The following is a 17,827-nucleotide window of genomic DNA, read 5'->3' as shown; positions in this document are numbered from 1 at the left end:
CAGAGAACGAGAGATGTCCATCGATTCCGCCGGGCCGGTTGCCGTCGACACCCGCGCGACCGGCGCATCCGCCGCCGGCACCGTCGACGTGACCACCACCGCCGGGATCGTGCGCGGTCGCTGGCGGCCGGGCTCGGCGGCGTTCCTCGGCATCCCGTTCGCGGCGCCACCGGTGGGGGAGCTGCGGTTTCTCGCGCCCGTGCCGCATCCGCCCTGGCCCGGCGTCCGGGATGCCGGCAGCCCCGGCGCAACGCCGCAGCGCGCGACGGGTCGGGAGACGCCCGATGTGCCGCACCCGAGCATTCCGGGCGAGTCGACCCTCAACGTGAACGTGTTCACGCCGCACCCCACCGCGGCCCCGGCCGGTGGCGGCCTGCCGGTACTGGTGTACATCCACGGCGGCGCCTACATCGCCGGGTCGCCGTCGAGCCCGTGGGCGGATGGCGCGGCGTTCAACCGGCACGGTGTGGTCACCGTGAATGTGTCCTACCGGCTCGGCTTCGACGGCTTCGGCTGGATCGAGGACGCCCCGCTCAACCGGGGCGTACTGGACTGGCTGCTCGCCCTGGACTGGGTGCAGCAGAACATCGCCTTCTTCGGCGGCGACCCCGCCCGGGTCACCATCGCCGGCCAGTCCGCCGGCGGCGGCGCGGTCTTCACTCTGCTCACGATGCCCCGGGCGCAGTCGCTCTTCGCCCAGGCGCTACCGATCTCCGGCGTGCCCACCTACGTCGACCCGGCGCGCGCCGAGGCGCTCGGCCGCCGCCTGGCCGCCTTGGCCGGCGTCGCCCCCACCCGGGCCGGCCTGGCTGCCCGCACGGAAGACCAGCTGATCGCACTGCAGGCCCCGGCCACGGCCTTCGCGCCCGGCTCACCCGCCGGCGCGTTGGGCGAGATCGCGAACACCATCACCGGCGGACTGCCGTTCGGTCCGGTGGTCGACGGCGATCTGATCCCGCTGCCCACGGTCGAGGCGGTGCGCGCCGGGACCGGTGCGACCAAGCCTCTGCTGCTGGGCAGCACCGACCACGAGTTCACTGCCGCCCTCGACGGGCTCACCGAGGAGCTGGCCGGCGCCGACGCCGCTGCCATGCTGGCCGAGCTGGGTCTGCCGGCAGCGACCGCGGAGGCCTACGTCGCGGCGCATCCACGGCTCGGCACCGCCGCGGTGCTCGGCCAGTTCGCCTCCGACCGGGCCATCCGAGGCCTGACGGTGCGGGTGGCCGAGGCGCGCGCCGCCGCCGTGCGCCGGTCGGCATCCGCCGCGCGCACCTGGCTCTGGGCCTTCGCCTGGTCGCCCGTGGCGGGCGGTGCCGTGCACACCCTCGACCTGCCGTTCTTCTTCGACAACCTCGATGCACCGCAGGTCGACGGCCTCACCGGACCCACCCCGCCGCAGCGCCTGGCCGACGAGGTGCACGGTGCCGCGGTGGCCTTCATCGCCGGCGGAGCGCCCGGCTGGCCCGCCTGGAACCCGGAGGCCGGCGACACCGCCGCCCAACCGGTGCTCCGCTACGACGATGCCCCCGGCACCCCCACCGACCTCGTCACCGTTGCCACCACCTACGCCGGCGCCCGCCTCGCCTTCACCCCCTGACCCTCCCCACACCACCGGCAGGTACGCGAGAGCGGCCATCTGGTCACTTCAGCTGCGCCGAAGCGACCGTTCGCCCGCTCTCGTGTTCGCCCGCTCTCGTGTTCGCCCGCTCTCGTGGAGGTTCGCGTGCGGTTGTTCGCGCGAGAGCAGGTGCGCGAGAGCGGCCGTGTGGTCACTTCGGCAGCGCGGAAGCGACCGTTCGCCCGCTCTCGTGGAGGTTCGCGTGCGGGCAGGTGCGCGAAAGCGGCCATGTGGTCACTTCAGCTGCGCTGAGGTGACCTTGCGGCCGCTCTGGCGAGACCTTCCAGATCAGAAAGCGAGCACCCAGCACCCAGGACCCAGGACCCAAAACTGTTCCCCGATCGGACATCTGCGGCCGGCGTACCGGGCGCAAATGTCCGTTCGGGGAACAGTTAGGGGAGGGGGGGAGGGATGCGGGCGTGCCCGTGGGTCAGTGACCGCCGGAGGCGCCCTCGGGGCGGCCGAACAGGGCGTGCGAGGCGTTCGCGAATGCCCACACCGTGATCATCAGGGCGGCGGCGGGGAACGCGGCCGGCCACCAGCGTCCACTGAGGGCGTCGTTCGTGGCGGAGGAGAGCATCGAGCCCCACTCCGGTGTGGGCGGCTGCAGGCCGACACCCACGAAGCCGAGCGCCGCGGTGAGCAGCATGCTGGCGGCGAAGAGGAACGACATGTTCTCCAGCGCCACCCACACCGAGTTGGGCATCACGTGTCGCAGCATCAGCTGGGTCTCGGTCTGGCCGCTCATGCGGGCCGCGTCGAGGTAGGCCTCCTTGCGCACCCGTAGCACCTCGATGCGCACCAGTCGCATCTGCACCGGGGCGAGGATGATCGCTGTGCCGACGGCCAGTGACGAGATCGAGGCGCCGAAGAAGGTGACGATCACCAGGCCGATCAGGATGCCGGGGATGGCCTGCAGCAGGTCGAACAGCCGGGTGGTGCCGCGGGCGGCGAGGCCCGCGAGGCTGCGCTCGGACTCGAGGCTGCCGATGATGACACCGAACAGCACCCCGATCGCGGTGCACAGCACGGTGGCCACGAACGCGATCGAGAGGTTGTACCTGGCGGCGGCGATGGTGCGGGAGAAGATGTCGAGGCTGGCGCTGTCGGTGCCGAACCAGTGCGTGCCGTTCGGCGCGGTGGAGGCAGGCCCACTGGTCTGGATCGGGTCGAACGGGGTGAGCGCCGGACCGAAGACGGCGATCGCCACGATGGTCAGGGCGGGCAGCAGCAGCGAGATGTGGATGCGGCGGCGCGGCAGCTTGGCGGCGTAGCGGCGGCGTTCGGCGCGGAGGTCCGCCACTGAACGTGGTGCGCGGGCGATTGTGGTCATCAGTTGCTCCCAACTGCACCCGGGCGGCGCCGGGGGTCGATGATCATCACGGCGAGGTCGACGAGCATGTAGACGATCAGGGTGATGGCGGCGATCACGAGCAGGAAGCCCTGGATCGCCGGGTAGTCGGTGGTGAGCACGGCCTTCACGGCGAGCGAGCCGACGCCGGCGAAGCCGAAGAGGGTCTCGATCACGATCGTGCCACCCACCAGGTAGCCGAACATCTGCCCGACCAGGGTCACGACCGAGGGGGCCGCGCGGCGGTAGATGCTCAGCGTGGTGGCCGTGCGGCCGCTGCCGGTGGTGATGCGGAACGCGGTGGCCGGGTCCTCGATGGCGCCCTGCAGCCCGGAGGCGAGCAGCTTGACCACCACGGCGGACTGGGCGATGACCATGACGATCAACGGCAGCACCAGGTGCTGAGCCATCGAGATGGTGCCCACCCAGTAGCCCTGGATGATGGTGTCGAGGAACGGGAACCCGGTGATCAGCGTCTCCTGCGGCAGCCCGGTGTCGAGCCGGCCGAGCGGGGCAGGTGCCCAGTGCAGCACGGCGTAGAACACGAACAGGGCCACGATCGCGAGCACGAACTCCGGCAGTGCGCCGGCCGCCCGGGAGTACACGATGATCGCCTTGGAAACGATGTTGCGCGGGTGGAACACGGCCAGGTGGGAGAGCAGCACGCTCACGATGATGGTGAGCACGAGTCCCTGCACGGCCAGTTCGAGGGTCCCGGGGAGCCGGTCCATCAGGCTCACGATCACCGGTTCGCCGGTCGAGATGGACTGGCCCAGGTTGAGCTGCAGGAGGTTGGTGATGTAGTTGCCGAGCTGCTGCCAGACGGTGCCGTCGAGCCCAAGGCTCTTCTGCATCGCCAGGTAGGCCTCGTCGGTGTAGTTGGCGCCGAGCACGCCGATCACGGGGTCACCGGGCACCATCCGCAGCAGCAGGAAGGTGATGATGGTGAAGACCAGGAGGTGCAGGGGCAGCATCAGCAGGCGGGTGAACCACCAGCGCTGGCGGGCGAGGAAATCAAGCAACGCGGGACTCCTTCTGGGTCTCGTCGGCGGAGTCGACGTTGTGATAACCGGCGAGCAGCTTCTTCGTGTAATCGTGCGCCGGGTCGGTCACGACCTGGCGGGTGGGGCCGCTCTCGACGATGCCGCCCTGGTACATCACCAGCAGCTCGCTGGAGATGAACGCGGTGGCGGGCAGGCCGTGCGAGATGAAGATGATGCCGGCCTCGCGGGTGCGGCTGAAGGTCTTGAGAAAATTCAGGATGCCGCCCTGCACTGAGACGTCGAGCGCGGAGACGACCTCGTCGCAGACGAGGATCCGCGGCTCCACGATCAGCGCCCTCGCGATGGCGAAGCGCTGGCGTTGGCCGCCGGAGACGCTGCCGGCGGCCCGGTCGGCCATGGCCGGCGCGAGGCCGAGCTGCAACAGCACCTGGTCGGTCTTGTCGTAAGCGTCACGGCGGTTGAGGCCGCCGAGGTTCATCGCCGGGTACATGATCGATTCGCGCAGCGAGTGCCGAGGGTCGAACGACGAGGTGGTGTCCTGGCCGATCAGCTGCACTTCCCGGCGGAACTCCTCCAACCGCGGGCGGGACCGGCGGATGTCGGCGAGCTCTTCACCGTTGAACCGGATGGACCCGGAGGTGGGGTTCTCCAGGCCGCAGAGCATGCGGCCGAGGGTGGACTTGCCCGACCCGGATTCGCCGATGATGCCGACGGCCTGGGTGTTGGAAAAGCGGGTGGAGACGTTGTTCACGGCCACGTGGCCGGTCTTGGACCCGAAACGCTTGACGACGTTCTCGAGCACGAATTCTGCGGTGGTCATGAGATCGCTTCCTGGGCTTTCGGACCGTTCATGAACGAGTCCAGGGTGGGCAGTTCGTCGTCATCGAGGTGTTCGAAGGAGGGCACGCAGGCCAGCAGGCCCTGGGCGTAGGGGTGCACGACGGTTTCGGCGAGCGTGGCGGATGCGCCCCGGTCGACGATCGCGCCGTGGTACATCACCAGGGTGCGGTCGGAGAATTCGGTGCACATCGCGATGTCGTGGCTCACGATCAGCAGCGCGGTGTTCAGCTCGCTGCTCAGGCTGGTGAGCAGCTGCATCGACAGCCGGGAGAGCGAGGCGTCCAGGGCGCTGGTCGGTTCGTCGGCGATCAGCAGGCGGGGCGAGCCGGCCAGGGCGAGGGCCAGCATCACCCGCTGCCGCATGCCGCCGGAGAGTTCGTAGGGCCGGGAGCCCATCACCCGGTCGGTGTCGGCCAGGCCGACCCGGTCCAGCCACGTGCGGGCCCGGTCCCGTGCGGCCTTCTTGGAGATGCGTTCGGTGTTGCGCAGGATCGCGAGGAGCTGCTCCTCAACGGTCCAGACCACGTCGAGCGACGTGCTGGCGTCTTGGAACATCATGGTCACGCCCGGCACCCGGCTGGGCAGCACCGCCCCGACGTTGCGCTTGATGGGGGCACCATCAAAGCGCAACGCCGTGGCGGTCACGTCGATCGCGGGGTCTGTGAGCAGTCCGGCCACGCCTCGGGCCAGGGTGGACTTGCCCGAGCCCGACTCCCCGACGAGGGCGACGATCTCGCCCTCGCCGATGCCGAAACTCACGTCGTCCACCGCGTTGGTTTCCTGGCCGGGGTAGTGGATGGTGAGGCCAACGACCTCGAGGAGGGATTCGGTGCTGCTCATGCGATCTGTGCCTTTCGGGAGTCGGACTAGTGCCGGGTGGAGCCGGCTTAGTCCTGGGTCATGACGGACAGGTCGACCGCGTGGTCGGTGCGCCAGGTCCAGCCGTCCAGAGTGGATGCGACGGCGGAGTCCGACCCGGTCTGGCCGAGGAAGATGTGCGGCACCTCTTCGGTGAGCCAGTACTTCTCGGCGGCGTTCCAGGCCTTGCCGCCCTCTTCGGAGAGCGGGTCGGCGATCGCGTCACCGGCGGCGACGAGGGCCTGGAAGGTGGGGCTGTCCCACTGGGCGTAGTTCGACGAGGAACCGGGCGTGGTCAGCAGCTGCAGCTGGTACGACGGGGTGAGTGAGATGGCTTCACCGTTGCCGATGGTGGCCTGCACCTGTCCGCCGGCCGCCTTCTCCTGCATCTGTGTGGCCGGCAGTGCCTCAACGGTCACGTCGAAGCCGGCCGCCAGGGCGGAGCTCTTGATCGACACGGCCAGGTCGGAGATCGACTGGTTCTCGTTGCTGACGCTGATGGTCACCGGCACGTTCTCGGTGTAGCCGGCCGCTTCCAGTGCGGCCTTGGTGGCCTCGGGGTCGTACTCCCAGTCGGGCAGGCCCGTGCCGTCGTAGCCCGGTGCATCCGTGGAGAGCATGGTGTTCTTCTTCACCGCGCGGCCCTGGTAGACCTCGCTCATGATCTGGTCGTAGTCGATGGCGCTGGTGAAGGCCTTGCGCACGGCCAGGTCGTCGAACGGGGCGAGCTTGGTGTTCAGCGAGAAGACGAGGTAGCCGTTGCGGGCCTTCTCGGGTACGAGCACCGAGTCGTCGGATTCGAGCTCGTTCAGGTCGGCGGCCAGCAGGCCGAGCGCCACATCCGCGTCGCCGTTCTTCAGCGCCTGGGCGCGGTTGCCGGCGTCCGGCACGACCCGCTGGATGATGCGGGTGATCTCCGGGGTGCCCAGCGCGTAGTTCTCGTTGGCCACGAGCACCATCTCGGAGCCCGGGTCGACACTTTCGACGGTGTAGGCGCCGAAACCGAAGTCGTAACGGCCCGAGGTGAACTCGGTGGCCCACGGGTCGGCGTCGGTGGCGTTCTCCTTGAGGTAAGTGGAGTCGTAGATGTCACCGGTGATGTCGGCCATGGTCGACAGCAGCGTGAAGCCGTAGGCCGGCTTCTCGACGGTGACCGTGACGGTGTACTTGTCGGTGGCCACGAACTGGTCGGCCGAGACGATGGCCGGTGCGGTCACGTAGGGCACGATGCTGGTGGCGGCGCCGAACTTGCGCTGGTACGACCAGACGACGTCTTCGCTGGTGAGCTCGTTGCCCATCTCGCTCATGATGCCCTCGCGCAGGTTGAACGTGTAGGTCAGACCGTCGTCGCTCACGGTGTAGTCCTCGGCGAGCACGCCCTCGAAGTTGTAGAGGTCCTGCTCGGTGGTGCCGGCCTGGTCGCTCTCGATGTACGGCTTGCGAATCAGGGTGGCGTTCAGGGCCAGTGACGTGTCGAAGTACGACGCGGTGATGGCGTAGCTGGTGTCGAAGGAGAGCTGGGTGGAGAGCTCGGGGACGACGACCACGACTGTGCCGTCGGCCGCGGCCTCCGTTGAGGGGGCGAGGTTGCTGCAGCCGGTGGCCAGAAGGCCGACCGACAGCGCCACGGCGGTGGCCGAGAGGATGCGTTTACGGAAAGAGGACACTGCGTACTCCGATGCGATTATTGCGGGCACGACTAATCGGGCTCGCGGAGGGTAAGGAGACTGTGAGTGGAAGGGGCCCTTGGGGCGCTTCCGGTAACTCGAGAGGGTGGTTCGAGCGGCTGCCTGATCCAAGTGTGCGTGGCAGGTGTTACCGCACCACGACTTAAACGTTTCCTCTAGATTTCGCTGCCCCGGCGTAAGCGGGCCGTGGTGCCGACATCATTCCAGCGTCACGCGATCGGCGCGGAAGTGGGTGAAACTGAGCTCACGCACCCAGCCGTGTTCGTCGGTGAGCAGCATCTGGCGCAGGATCATGGGCGCCCCCACCGGCACGCGCATCGCCGTTGCGGTGCGGCGGTCGCTTCGCACGGCTTCGACGCTGACATCGTTTGAGAGCAGGTCGACACCGAAGTGGAACCGGAACGACTCCTCGGTGGTCATCGTGGAGCCCTCCGGCGCCGGCGTGCGCAGGCGCCGGGCGGTGGCCTCGAAGTCGCCCACCAGGTGATAGCTCACCCGTACGAAAATCGGTTGGTCGCCGATGCTGCCCAACTGTTCGAGCATCGAGACCGCGAACTCGTCGGTGCGCATGAGCGCCTTGATCAACGGTGACGGAGCCACGAGCGCATGCTCGACCAGGCGCATCCGCACGATCTCGGCGTCGGGCTGGTCGATACTGCCGCCGCGGCGCTCCGGATGCTGGTCGAGCGCGATGCGGTGCACGGTGTTGCCAGGCGCCATCACGGGTTGCTCGGGCCGCCAGCCGGCGAGCATGGCCTGGGCGCTTTGCGCGATGTCGCTGGACGGCACGGCAGCGCGGTCGCCGGGTACGGCGTCCCAGCCGAGTGCGGCGCTCATTCGGCGGCCTTGGCGTAGGTGCGCTGGCTGGTGAGGGTGGCGCGGTCACCGCGGTAGTGGGTGAAGCTGAACTCCCGGGCGATACCCGAGGTGTCGTAGTTCACCTGCTGCCGTTGCAAGAGAGGGGAGCCCTGGTCGATGCCGAGCAGCTTGGACAGGTGTTCGTCGGCCGGCACCACTTCCACCCGGCTGCGGCAGTGGCCGAACGGCACCCCGAACAGAAGCTCGAAGACCATCTCCATCTCGATGCCGTCGGCCGGCGGTTCGCTGCCGACCGGCGCCGCGAGGCTGGCGTCGGTGATGGCGGCCACGGCGGCATTGCAGGCCACGAGGCGGGCGAAGTACTGGTCGGCGTCGTAGGTGATCGGGGAGACGCCGGAACGCACATAGACCGGTTCGCCGTCGAAGATGGCCATCTGTTCGTAGCTGGCGATGCGGTCGGCATCGGTGTCGAGCAGTTCGGCGATGAGGGCCGGGGTGGTGAGAACAGCGGACTCGAGGTCGAGCACGACCATGCCGTGGGTGGCGGTCTCCGGGTCGATGTCGAAGTACCGCGGCAGTACCCGGTCGACCGGAAAGTCGATGATCTGCTTTGTGAGGATCGTGCCCCGCCTGGGACCCCGGGTGATCAGCCCGTCGGCCGCGAGCATCGCCAGCGCCACCCGTACCGAGTTGCGGCTGGCACCGAATTCCTGCGAGATGGTCAGCTCACGAAACTGGGTGTCCGGGTCGGTCAGGCCCACCCGGATGCTGGCGCGCAGCTGCTCGTACGTGCGCCGCGACGAGGTGTGCAGCGTGGGCTGGGACAGGAGGCGCTGGCGCTGGAACTCAACCGCTCGAAGCTCGTTGTGAGTGAAGGACATCTGGACCACCTGTCGTTTTATGGGCAGAAACCTCAATATACGTGTCCCCCGTTCGGGATGGGGCGGAACGGAGATGGCGTAACGAGCGCGAAACGAGACCCTCGATTGGTCGTAATGTCCGGGGCCTTTCGACCCGCCACGGGAGCGTAATACGCGGGAAACACTGTCAGCCATCGGGCGAAATACGCCGCGCTTCTACTGGTCTGCAACAACCTCACGAGAATCGGAAAGTGGTACTGCATGTTTCACATGGGATGGTTCATGGGCACCGGCTTCGGCGTCTACAACTGGAATCAGCGCTGGTCGGGCAATGTCAGCCAGGATGTCGGCAACCCGCAGCTGTTCGTCGACATGGCGACCTCGCTGGAGCGGGCCGGCTTCAGCTACATGATGCTGGAAGACTCCTCAGTGCTGCCCAATGTGCACCGCGGCACCTTCGAGTCGTCGGTCAAGAACGGTGGCACCATCCGGTTCGACCCCGTGCCGTTGATCCCGTTCCTCACCGCCGCGACCAAGAACATCGGCATCGTCGCGACCATCTCCACGTCGTTCTACCACCCGTTCATGGCGGCCCGGTTGTTCTCCACCCTAGACCACGTCACCAACGGCCGGGTGGGCATGAACCTGGTCACCTCGAGCAACAAATCGGCAATGCAGAACTACGGCCTCAAAGACCTCATCCCGCACGACGAGCGCTACGCCCGCGCCAACGAGTGGGTCGACGTGGTCAAGGCGCTGTGGGACTCGTGGGATGAGGACGCGGTACTTCTCGACGAGGTCAACGGTGTCTTCGCCGACCACACCAAGGTGCACACCGTCGACTTCGAGGGCAAGTACTACCGCTCCCGCGGCCCGCTGAACACCATCCCGGGCCCGCAGCGGCACCCGGTGATCTGCCAGGCCGGCGGGTCGGATGCCGGACGTGAGTTCGGTGCCCGCAACGCCGACACCATCATCGCCGCCGTCAAGGGCGTCGAAGAGATGAAGTCCTACCGCGACGACGTCTCCGCCCGCATGATCGCCCTGGGTCGCGACCCCAAGGACGTCAAGGTGCTGTTCCTGATCAGCCCGGTGCTGGCCGACTCCAAGGCCGAGGCCGAGGAGAAGAACGCCGCGATGCTCAAGGCATCCGCCGAGAACATCGACGCGCAGGTGGCCGGGTTCTCCTACTTCACCAGCACCGACTGGTCCAAGTACGACTACGACGAGCCGTTCCCCGACCTGTCGAAGAACGAGGGCCACCAGAGCACCATGAACGATTTCGCCCGCTCCGGCGCCACCATCCGCGAGGCCGTCACCAACCACCGCACGCAGGAATCGGTGCCGCTGATCGGCACGCCGGAGTCCATCGCCACGGAGATGGGCGAGTACATGGACTACGCCGGCGGCGACGGCTTCCTGATCGCCAAGCCCGTCACCCGGCAGAACATCACCGAGATCGCCGACGGCCTGGCTCCCGCGCTCCGCAAACAGGGCCTCATCCGCCCGTCGTACGAGCACTCGACCTTCCGCGACAACCTGCTCGCCTACTAGGGAAGGGCCGCCATGTTCCACCTCGGTTGGTTCCTCAGCTTCTCCACGCAGGCCTGGCACGCCCCGCACTCCGACCGCGGCGGGCTGTTCCCCAACACCGACGTCTACGTCGACTTCGCCCGGGCCCTCGAGCGGGCCGGCTTCGACTACCTCATGATCGAAGACGGCTCGTTCATCCCGGATGCCTACGGCTCGTCCATGGAGCATTCCTTGCGCACCGGGTTCGCGTCGCCCAAGCACGACCCGATGGCGTTGGTGCCGTTGCTGGCGGCCTCCACCGAGAAGATCGGCCTCATCGCCACGATGACCACGTCGTTCTACCCGCCGTTCCTCGCCGCCCGGCTGATGACCACGCTCGACCACCTCTCGGGTGGCCGGGTGGGCTTCAACCTGGTGACCGCGCACAACGACCGCACCGCGCAGAACTACGGCATGGACAAGCACTGGGACCACTCCGAGCGCTACGCCATCGCCACCGACTGGGCCCAGGCCGTGACCGCGCTGCTCACCTCGTGGGATGAGGACGCCGTGCTCGATGACGTCGTGAACGGGGTCTACGCCGATCACACCAAGATCCACCAGTCCGACTACGCGGGCACCTACTTCTCCAGCCGGGGCCCGTTGAACGTGCCGCCGGGGCCGCAGCGCATCCCGGTGATCTGCCAGGCCGGCGGCTCGCCAGTGGGCCGGGCCTTCGCGTCCAGGTTCGCCGACACCATCGTCGCGCCCAGCGGCACGATCGAGTGGATGAAGCAGTACCGCACCGACATCCGTGCGGGCCTGGTCGATGCCGGGCGTGACCCGGATTCGGTCAAGGTGCTCTTCCTCACCGACTTCATCATCGGTGACACCCACGAGGACGCCCTCGAATTGCAGCGTCGTCGCCACGCCGAGATGTCGGCGGACATCGAAGGCCGGCTGGCCTACATGTCGTTCGCCAGCGGCATCGACTTCGCGAAGTTCGACCTCGATGCGCCCGTGCCGCCGATCTCGACCAACGCGGCGAAGACCACCACGGCGCAGATGTTCGCGGGGCGTGAGCACCAGACCCTGCGGGAGATCGCCGGGACCATCATCCCGTCGCTGGAGATCGTGGGCTCGCCCGCGACGGCGGCCGACCAGATGGAGGCCGTGATGGCGGAGGTCGGTGGCGACGGATTCCTGGTGAACAGCCCGGTCACTCCGCGTGCCATCGCCGACATCGCCGGCGACCTCGCCCCGGAGTTGCGTCGCCGTGGCCTGATCCGCTCCGAGTACAGCGCGGACACCCTGCGGGGCAACCTCACCGCGTACTGACCCTTCTCCTGCTTGCAGCTTTTCGAAAGGCGCCCGATGACCGACAAATTCCACCTGGGCTGGTTCACGAACTTCTCCCCGCCCGTCTGGGAGGGCCAGTTCAGCGGCCAGAACGGCGCCACCTGGGCGAACGGCAAGTTCTACCAGGACATGGCCCGCTCACTCGAGCGGGCCAGGTTCGACTACATCATGCTCGAAGACTCCTCGATGGTCTCGGACGCCTATGAGGGCTCATCGCGGGCCGACCTCAAGCACCACCTGTACGCGCCCAAGCACGACCCGTTGCCGCTCGTGCCGCTGCTCGCGGCGGCGTCGAAGAACCTCGGCATCGTGGCCACCGCGTCTACCAGCTTCTACCCGCCGTACCAGCTGGCCCGCACCATGACCACGCTCGACCACCTCACCGGTGGCAGGGCCGGCTGGAACATCGTCACGTCCAGTGAGGACCGCGCCGCGCAGAACTACGGCCGGGCCACGCTGGAGGAGCACGATTCCCGCTATGACCGGGCCGACGAGTTCGTGGAGGTGGTCGACCAGCTCTGGAATTCCTGGGAGCCCGGCGCCCTGCTGATGGACCGGGAGACCGGCCAGTATGTGGACCACACCAAGGTGCATCCGATCCACCACGACGGTGAGTTCTACAAGGTGCGCGGGCCGTTGAACGCGATGCCCGGACCGCAGCGGAAGCCCGTGATCTGCCAGGCCGGCGGCAGCCCGCGCGGCCGCCAGTTCGCCGCAGAACACGCCGACACCATCATCGCCCAGTCCCGCGGGGTGGAGCGGATGAAGGCCTACCGTGACGACATCCGTGCTCGGGCCACCGCTGCCGGACGCAACCCCGACGACATCAAGGTGCTCTTCATCGTGAGCCCGCTGCTGGCCGCCACCGACGCGGAGGCGCAGGAGATCTGGGCCGCCCGCACCGTCTCGGCCGAGGCCAACGTGGAGCGGGCGCTCGCCCACCTCAGCGCCCTCACCGAGGTGGACTTCTCCCAGTTCGACCTGGACGCCCCGGTGCCCGGCGACGTGACCACCAACGGCCACCGCACCACCCTGGCCGAGTTTTTGAAGCTCGGCGATGACGGCCGCACCCTCCGCGAGGTGGCCGCAGGCTGGAACATCAACGCGGTCGACCTGGTCGGCAGCGTCGACACCGTCGCCGACCAGATGGGCGAGGTCATGGCCCACGTCGGCGGCGACGGCTTCCTCATTTCCGGACCGATGACCCGCCCGTACATCGGCGAGGTCACCGAGGGCCTCGTGCCCGCGCTGCAGGCGCGCGGCCTCACCCGCACCGATTACCTCACCGCCGGCCCCGCCGGTGCCCCCACCTTCCGCGACAACCTCCTGGCCTTCTGATGGGTGCTGCAATGCCTTCGAACACGACCGAACAGAACCGGATGCGTCTGGGCTGGTTCATCAACTACCTCACCCCGGCCTGGAACCAGCCCTGGTCGGGCAACGCCGGCGCCGAGTGGATGACCGGCGAGTTCTTCGTCGACATGGCCCGGGCCCTGGACCGCGCGAACTTCGATGTGATGATGCTCGAGGACTCCACCTACATCGCCGACATCTACGGCGGCTCGTCCCAGGCGGAGCTCAAGCACACCGTGCGGGCGCCGAAGAACGACCCGCTGCCGCTGATTCCGCTGCTCGCCGCCGCGACCGAGCAGCTCGGCTTCGTGGCCACCATGTCCACGAGCTTCTACCAGCCGTTCCTGCTGGCCCGGCTGATGACCACTCTCGACCACCTCACCGAGGGAAGGGTGGGCTGGAACATCGTCACGTCATCCGGGTACCTGTCGGCGCAGAACTTCGGCATGGACCAGCTGCCGCCACATGACGAGCGCTACGAAATCGCCGAGGAATTCGTCGAGGTCGTCACCAAGCTCTGGAACTCGTGGGACCAGGATGCCGTGGTGATGGACCGGGAGACCGGCACCTACGTCGACTCCGACCGGGTGCACACCATCGACCACCACGGCCGGTTCTTCGACGTGCGCGGCCCGCTCAACGCGTTGCCGCCGCTGCAGGGCCGCCCGCCGATCTTCCAGGCCGGCGGTAGCCCGCAGGGGCGCTCGTTCGCGGCCAAGCACGCCGACACCATCGTGTCCAGCGCCAAGGGCGTGGACGAGATGCGCCAGTACCGCGACGAGGTGCGCGCCAAGGCGGTGGAGTTCGGCCGGAACCCCGACGACATCCGCATTCTCTACATGGTGTCGCCGTTCATCGAGGAGACCGACGCACTCGCCGCTCGGCGCCGGGCCGAGCGGTTCGCCATCACCGACGAGCGCGCCCAGCGCCGGCTGCTGATGATGAGCGACGAGATCGATTTCGCCCAGTTCGACCTCGACCAGCCGCTGCCCGAGATGAGCACCGACGGCAGCAAGAGCATCCTGGCCGCGTTCCAGAAGTGGGGCGCCGGCCGGCCGCTGCGCGAGGCCGCCGCAAGCGATGAGTTCGAGGCCGTACCGCTCTGCGGCACCCCGGCGACCGTGGCCGACCAGATGCAGGAGGTCTTCGAGGAGGTCGGCGGAGACGGCTTCCTGATCTTCGCCGGCGGCGGCGGCATGATCACCCGCCGCTACATCGACCAGGTCTGCGACGGCCTCGTGCCCGAGCTGCAGCGCCGCGGCCTGGTGCGCAGCACCCAGCCCGAGGGCTACTTCAAGCAGCGCCTGCTCTCCAACGACTGAGGCCCTCCGCCCGCGCTGGTCGAGCATCCCGCTGGTCGAGCTTCCCGTTGATCGAGCATCCCGCTGGTCGAGCTTGTCGAGACCTCGCGTCGTGCCTGTGTGTCGCTGCCGCGGCATCCGGAGGTCGTCTCACCGGGTCTCGACAGGCTCGACCAGCGATGGGGTGCGTCGCGGAGGTCGGCGCACTGAGACGTGCTGGTCCCGTCTGTGTGTCGTGCCCATCCCGCTGGTCGAGCTTGTCGAGACCTCGTGACGTGCCTGCGTGTCGCTGCCGCGGCATCCGCAGGTCGTCTCACCGGGTCTACTTCGACAGGCTCAGCACGGCGTCGACAGGCTCGACCAGCGAATGGGTGTCTCGTGCGGGTCGTCTCGCCGCTTAGGCGGCGAAGACGTCGCGGATGGTGACCGAGCGGAGGCCAGCCGTGGTGATGGCGTCCAGCAGGGCGGGCAGCGCATCCTGCATGGCGTCGAAGTTGAGGTGGCCGATCACGATGCCGCCCGGGTGGAAGGCTACTCCGGCCGACTCGATGAGCTCGTCGGCCGTGCGGGTCGGCCCCTCCACGAGCAGGCTGCTCCACATGGCCTGCACGGTGTAGCCGGCGCGGGCGGCCGCGGCATCCGTGCGGTCGTCGCGGGAGCCGTTGGGCGGACGGAAGTACGGCTTGGTGCTCACGCCGTAGTGCTCCAGAAAGAACTCCTCGTTGAGCGTGAGCTCCTCGATGATCTCGTCGTCGGTGAGGTCGGTGAACTCCCGGTGCGACCAGGTGTGGTTGCCCACCTGCACCTGCCCGGTGGCCACGAGCGGTCGCCACAGCGCGGCGTGCTCGGCCCAGCCGGGGTAGCTGCCGCAGGGGAACAGGGTGACGCGCACCCCGGTCTCGGCCACGAACAGGGCGAACCGGCGGATCGACTCGGCGTTGGTACCGTCGTCGACGGTCCACGCCACCGTGGTGCCGTGTGGGTCGAAGGAATACAGGTTGGTGGTGTGCGGGCGGGGCGCGCCGGTGTCTGTCATGACCCACACGCTAGGCGGCGGCTGTTTCGGGGGATCGATGTCGTGTTGCTCGCGTATTGCGCCGCCCTCGCGTAATGCCCTGGGTGCCGTCGTGTAGCGGAGGGGAAATGCGCCGTTTCTAACCTTCGGTCATGGCAAACAAATTCCACCTCGGCTGGTTCCTCAACTTCTCCTCACCGTCCTGGCTCGGCCAGTTCGACGGCAACAACGACGAGAGCTGGATCGACGGGGAGTTCTACGTCGACATCGTGAAGATGATGGAACGCGGCAAGTTCGACTTCGTCATGTTCGAGGACTCGCTGATGGTGTCCGACGTGCACGGCGGCTCGATGGCGACTGACCTGAAGTACAACATGTACGCACCCAAGCAGGATCCGCTGCCGCTGATGGCCAAGCTCGGCGAGCACACCAAGCACATCGGCCTGATCGCCACGGCGTCCACGAGCTTCTACCCGCCGTTCATCACGGCGCGGATGTACGCCACGCTCGACAACCTCACCCACGGCCGGATCGGCTGGAACGTGGTGACATCGAGCGAAGACCGCGCCGCGCAGAACTTCGGCCTCGACCTGCACTACGAGCACGACGAACGCTACGAGATGGCCGACGAATACGTGGAGGTCGTCAAGGGCCTGTGGAACTCGTGGGACCCGGGCGCGCTGGTGCGCGACCGCGAGACCGGCGTCTTCGCCGACCACACCAAGGTTCACCCGATCGACCACGACGGCAAGTACTACAAGGTGCGCGGTCCGCTCAACATGATGCCCGGCCCACAGGGCCAGCCCGCCCTCTGCCAGGCCGGCGGCAGCCCCCGCGGCCGCGCGTTCGCCGCCAAGCACGCCAACACCATCATCTGCTCCGCTACCGGAGTGGCGGAGATGAAGGCATACCGCGACGACATCCGTGCCCGCATGGTGGAGGCCGGCCGCAACCCCGACGACTGCAAGGTGCTCTTCGTGGTGAGCCCGGTGCTCGACGAGACCGATGAACTCGCCCAGGCCAAGGCCGCCCGCCGCGCCGTGATGACCCCCGAGGGTATGGACATCGCCCTGGCCCACCTCAGCGCCCTCACCAACGTGGACTTCACCCAGTTCGACCTGGATGCCCCGGTGCCGGAGATCACCACCAACGGCCACCGCACCACCCTCGAGGCGTTCCTGCGCAAGGGCGGCGACGCCGGCACCAAGACCCTGCGCGAGCTGGCCTCCATGCCGAGCCTGAACGCGGTGCCGTTCGTGGGCACCCCGGCTACCGTGGCGCAGCAGATGCAGGATGCGATGGAGCAGGTCGGTGGCGACGGCTTCCTGATCTCCGGTGCGCTCAGCCGCCAGGCCGTGGCCGAGATCGTAGACGGCCTCGTGCCCGAACTGCAGCGCCGCGGCCTCGCCCGCACCGAGTACACCCACGCCACCCTGAAGGAGAATCTGCTCGCCTTCTGACCTGGCTCGGGGTGCGGACGGGGGCCAGCGGACATCCGCTCACCTGGGATAGCCTCGGCACCAGACGACGGGGGTTCGGATGGCTGGCAGCGGCGGTAGCGGCACGCGAAAAAGGCTGATCGTGGCCGGGGTGGTCATCCTGGCTGTGGGTGTGTGCGCCGCGCTCGCCGTGCCGCCGCTGCTGGCGGCCGCGGAGGCCGAACCCTCCTCTACCGATGCCGCGCCACCGGATGCGCCGGCCACCAGAGTGGTCTCGGCCACGCCGGTGCCGGAGCCCGTCCGGGCTCCCGTGGATTGGGACTCGTTCACGGTGGAACAGGAGATGGCGATATCCGACCGCCAAACGCCGCAAAACCTGGCGATCAACGCGGTGCAGGAGGCCTTCCCCGACGACTACGCCTACGGTTACATCACCGACGAGGGCTTCGGCATGAGCTTCAAGGCCGACGCCCCACCGGAGGCCCTCGCCATTCTCGATGCGGTCGGCGACCCGTACGAGCTACACGAGAACGTCGGCTTCACGGAGCTCGACGCGCAATCACAGCTCAATCCTGCCGTCGACCTCGTGCAGGCCGCCGTAGGGACGCAGGGCATGATGGCCTCGGTCAATGTGTTCACCGTCACCGTCGAAATCGAGCTTTACCCCGACTCCGACGACAACGACGATCCCATCGTGCTCGACGGCGGGCAGCTGGAACAGTTGGCGGACGCCATCCGCCCGGTGTTGTATCCCGGTTTCGACGTGGAGATCACCCAGGTGCGCGGAGCTCAGATCGGCTTCTAGGGGCT

General features: G+C 68.0%; 15 protein-coding genes. 7 read left to right on the top strand and 8 right to left on the bottom strand.

All coding sequences use genetic code 11. The features are described from left to right. Positions 1 to 13: 13 nt before the first annotated feature. Positions 14 to 1,597, top strand: coding sequence for a carboxylesterase/lipase family protein (locus CTB96_RS03380; RefSeq protein WP_110125493.1), 1,584 nt, complete (start codon positions 14 to 16; stop codon positions 1,595 to 1,597). A 451-nt stretch (positions 1,598 to 2,048) separates the two neighbouring features. On the opposite strand, the gene CTB96_RS03375 is transcribed toward CTB96_RS03380, so the two are convergent. The 7 genes from CTB96_RS03375 to CTB96_RS03345 form a co-directional block, all read right to left on the bottom strand. Next, positions 2,049 to 2,951 carry an ABC transporter permease gene (locus CTB96_RS03375; protein WP_110125492.1) on the bottom strand — a complete coding sequence of 301 codons (903 nt, stop codon included), beginning with the start codon at positions 2,949 to 2,951 and terminating at the stop codon, positions 2,049 to 2,051. After that, positions 2,951 to 3,991 (bottom strand): ABC transporter permease, encoded by a 1,041-nt coding sequence (locus CTB96_RS03370; RefSeq protein ID WP_110125491.1) that lies wholly within the window; start codon positions 3,989 to 3,991, stop codon positions 2,951 to 2,953. Before CTB96_RS03370 ends, CTB96_RS03375 begins: the two co-directional genes overlap by 1 nt. Then, positions 3,984 to 4,793 carry an ABC transporter ATP-binding protein gene (locus tag CTB96_RS03365; protein ID WP_110125490.1) on the bottom strand — a complete coding sequence of 270 codons (810 nt, stop codon included), beginning with the start codon at positions 4,791 to 4,793 and terminating at the stop codon, positions 3,984 to 3,986. The genes CTB96_RS03370 and CTB96_RS03365 overlap by 8 nt, the downstream gene beginning before the upstream one ends. Further along, a complete protein-coding gene (locus CTB96_RS03360) occupies positions 4,790 to 5,653 on the bottom strand; it encodes an ABC transporter ATP-binding protein (RefSeq protein WP_110125489.1) in 864 nt (287 codons plus the stop codon). Before CTB96_RS03360 ends, CTB96_RS03365 begins: the two co-directional genes overlap by 4 nt. A gap of 47 nt (positions 5,654 to 5,700) precedes the next feature. After that, the gene (locus CTB96_RS03355) at positions 5,701 to 7,338 is read right to left on the bottom strand and encodes an ABC transporter substrate-binding protein (RefSeq protein WP_146215741.1); all 1,638 of its coding nucleotides are present in this window, start codon (positions 7,336 to 7,338) and stop codon (positions 5,701 to 5,703) included. A gap of 219 nt (positions 7,339 to 7,557) precedes the next feature. Beyond that, positions 7,558 to 8,196, bottom strand: a complete 639-nt coding sequence (locus tag CTB96_RS03350; RefSeq protein WP_110125487.1) for a UTRA domain-containing protein — start codon at positions 8,194 to 8,196, stop codon at positions 7,558 to 7,560. Continuing rightward, entirely contained in the window at positions 8,193 to 9,059 is an 867-nt protein-coding gene (locus tag CTB96_RS03345; protein ID WP_181397114.1) for a GntR family transcriptional regulator, read from the bottom strand. The genes CTB96_RS03350 and CTB96_RS03345 overlap by 4 nt, the downstream gene beginning before the upstream one ends. Positions 9,060 to 9,308: 249 nt before the next feature. Here CTB96_RS03345 and CTB96_RS03340 point away from each other — a divergent pair, with 249 nt between their 5' ends. The 4 genes from CTB96_RS03340 to CTB96_RS03325 are packed head-to-tail and all read left to right on the top strand — an operon-like array spanning position 9,309 to position 14,584. Beyond that, on the top strand, positions 9,309 to 10,592 hold the full coding sequence (locus CTB96_RS03340) for an NtaA/DmoA family FMN-dependent monooxygenase (protein WP_219993201.1): 1,284 nt from the start codon (positions 9,309 to 9,311) through the stop codon (positions 10,590 to 10,592). Between the two features lie 12 nt (positions 10,593 to 10,604). Continuing rightward, entirely contained in the window at positions 10,605 to 11,888 is a 1,284-nt protein-coding gene (locus CTB96_RS03335) for an NtaA/DmoA family FMN-dependent monooxygenase (protein ID WP_110125484.1), read from the top strand. Positions 11,889 to 11,924: 36 nt separating this feature from the next. Then, positions 11,925 to 13,247: an NtaA/DmoA family FMN-dependent monooxygenase gene (locus tag CTB96_RS03330; protein ID WP_110125483.1), complete on the top strand. Its 1,323-nt coding sequence runs from the start codon at positions 11,925 to 11,927 to the stop codon at positions 13,245 to 13,247. An 11-nt stretch (positions 13,248 to 13,258) separates the two neighbouring features. Continuing rightward, on the top strand, positions 13,259 to 14,584 hold the full coding sequence (locus tag CTB96_RS03325) for an NtaA/DmoA family FMN-dependent monooxygenase (RefSeq protein WP_219993200.1): 1,326 nt from the start codon (positions 13,259 to 13,261) through the stop codon (positions 14,582 to 14,584). Between the two features lie 376 nt (positions 14,585 to 14,960). On the opposite strand, the gene CTB96_RS03320 is transcribed toward CTB96_RS03325, so the two are convergent. Beyond that, the gene (locus CTB96_RS03320) at positions 14,961 to 15,599 is read right to left on the bottom strand and encodes a polysaccharide deacetylase family protein (RefSeq protein WP_110125481.1); all 639 of its coding nucleotides are present in this window, start codon (positions 15,597 to 15,599) and stop codon (positions 14,961 to 14,963) included. Positions 15,600 to 15,730: 131 nt separating this feature from the next. Between CTB96_RS03320 and CTB96_RS03315 the strand changes: the two genes are divergently transcribed. Next, on the top strand, positions 15,731 to 17,038 hold the full coding sequence (locus CTB96_RS03315) for an NtaA/DmoA family FMN-dependent monooxygenase (RefSeq protein ID WP_110125480.1): 1,308 nt from the start codon (positions 15,731 to 15,733) through the stop codon (positions 17,036 to 17,038). A 79-nt stretch (positions 17,039 to 17,117) separates the two neighbouring features. Further along, a complete protein-coding gene (locus tag CTB96_RS03310; RefSeq protein ID WP_146215740.1) occupies positions 17,118 to 17,822 on the top strand; it encodes a hypothetical protein in 705 nt (234 codons plus the stop codon). Positions 17,823 to 17,827: the final 5 nt, after the last annotated feature.

Origin of the sequence: Cryobacterium arcticum (genome assembly GCF_003185895.1) — a bacterium.
Taxonomy (GTDB): Bacteria; Actinomycetota; Actinomycetes; order Actinomycetales; family Microbacteriaceae; genus Cryobacterium; species Cryobacterium arcticum.
This window is presented reverse-complemented; position numbering and strand designations above follow the sequence as displayed.

Bases quoted from the DNA above. Each gene is read 5' to 3' on its own strand.
- CTB96_RS03380 (WP_110125493.1), top strand. From the start codon at position 14: ATGTCCATCGATTCCGCCGGGCCGGTTGCCGTCGACACCCGCGCGACC.
- CTB96_RS03375 (WP_110125492.1), bottom strand. From the start codon at position 2,951: ATGACCACAATCGCCCGCGCACCACGTTCAGTGGCGGACCTCCGCGCC.
- CTB96_RS03365 (WP_110125490.1), bottom strand. From the start codon at position 4,793: ATGACCACCGCAGAATTCGTGCTCGAGAACGTCGTCAAGCGTTTCGGG.
- CTB96_RS03360 (WP_110125489.1), bottom strand. From the start codon at position 5,653: ATGAGCAGCACCGAATCCCTCCTCGAGGTCGTTGGCCTCACCATCCAC.
- CTB96_RS03350 (WP_110125487.1), bottom strand. From the start codon at position 8,196: ATGAGCGCCGCACTCGGCTGGGACGCCGTACCCGGCGACCGCGCTGCC.
- CTB96_RS03345 (WP_181397114.1), bottom strand. From the start codon at position 9,059: ATGTCCTTCACTCACAACGAGCTTCGAGCGGTTGAGTTCCAGCGCCAG.
- CTB96_RS03340 (WP_219993201.1), top strand. From the start codon at position 9,309: ATGGGATGGTTCATGGGCACCGGCTTCGGCGTCTACAACTGGAATCAG.
- CTB96_RS03335 (WP_110125484.1), top strand. From the start codon at position 10,605: ATGTTCCACCTCGGTTGGTTCCTCAGCTTCTCCACGCAGGCCTGGCAC.
- CTB96_RS03330 (WP_110125483.1), top strand. From the start codon at position 11,925: ATGACCGACAAATTCCACCTGGGCTGGTTCACGAACTTCTCCCCGCCC.
- CTB96_RS03325 (WP_219993200.1), top strand. From the start codon at position 13,259: ATGCCTTCGAACACGACCGAACAGAACCGGATGCGTCTGGGCTGGTTC.
- CTB96_RS03320 (WP_110125481.1), bottom strand. From the start codon at position 15,599: ATGACAGACACCGGCGCGCCCCGCCCGCACACCACCAACCTGTATTCC.
- CTB96_RS03315 (WP_110125480.1), top strand. From the start codon at position 15,731: ATGGCAAACAAATTCCACCTCGGCTGGTTCCTCAACTTCTCCTCACCG.
- CTB96_RS03310 (WP_146215740.1), top strand. From the start codon at position 17,118: ATGGCTGGCAGCGGCGGTAGCGGCACGCGAAAAAGGCTGATCGTGGCC.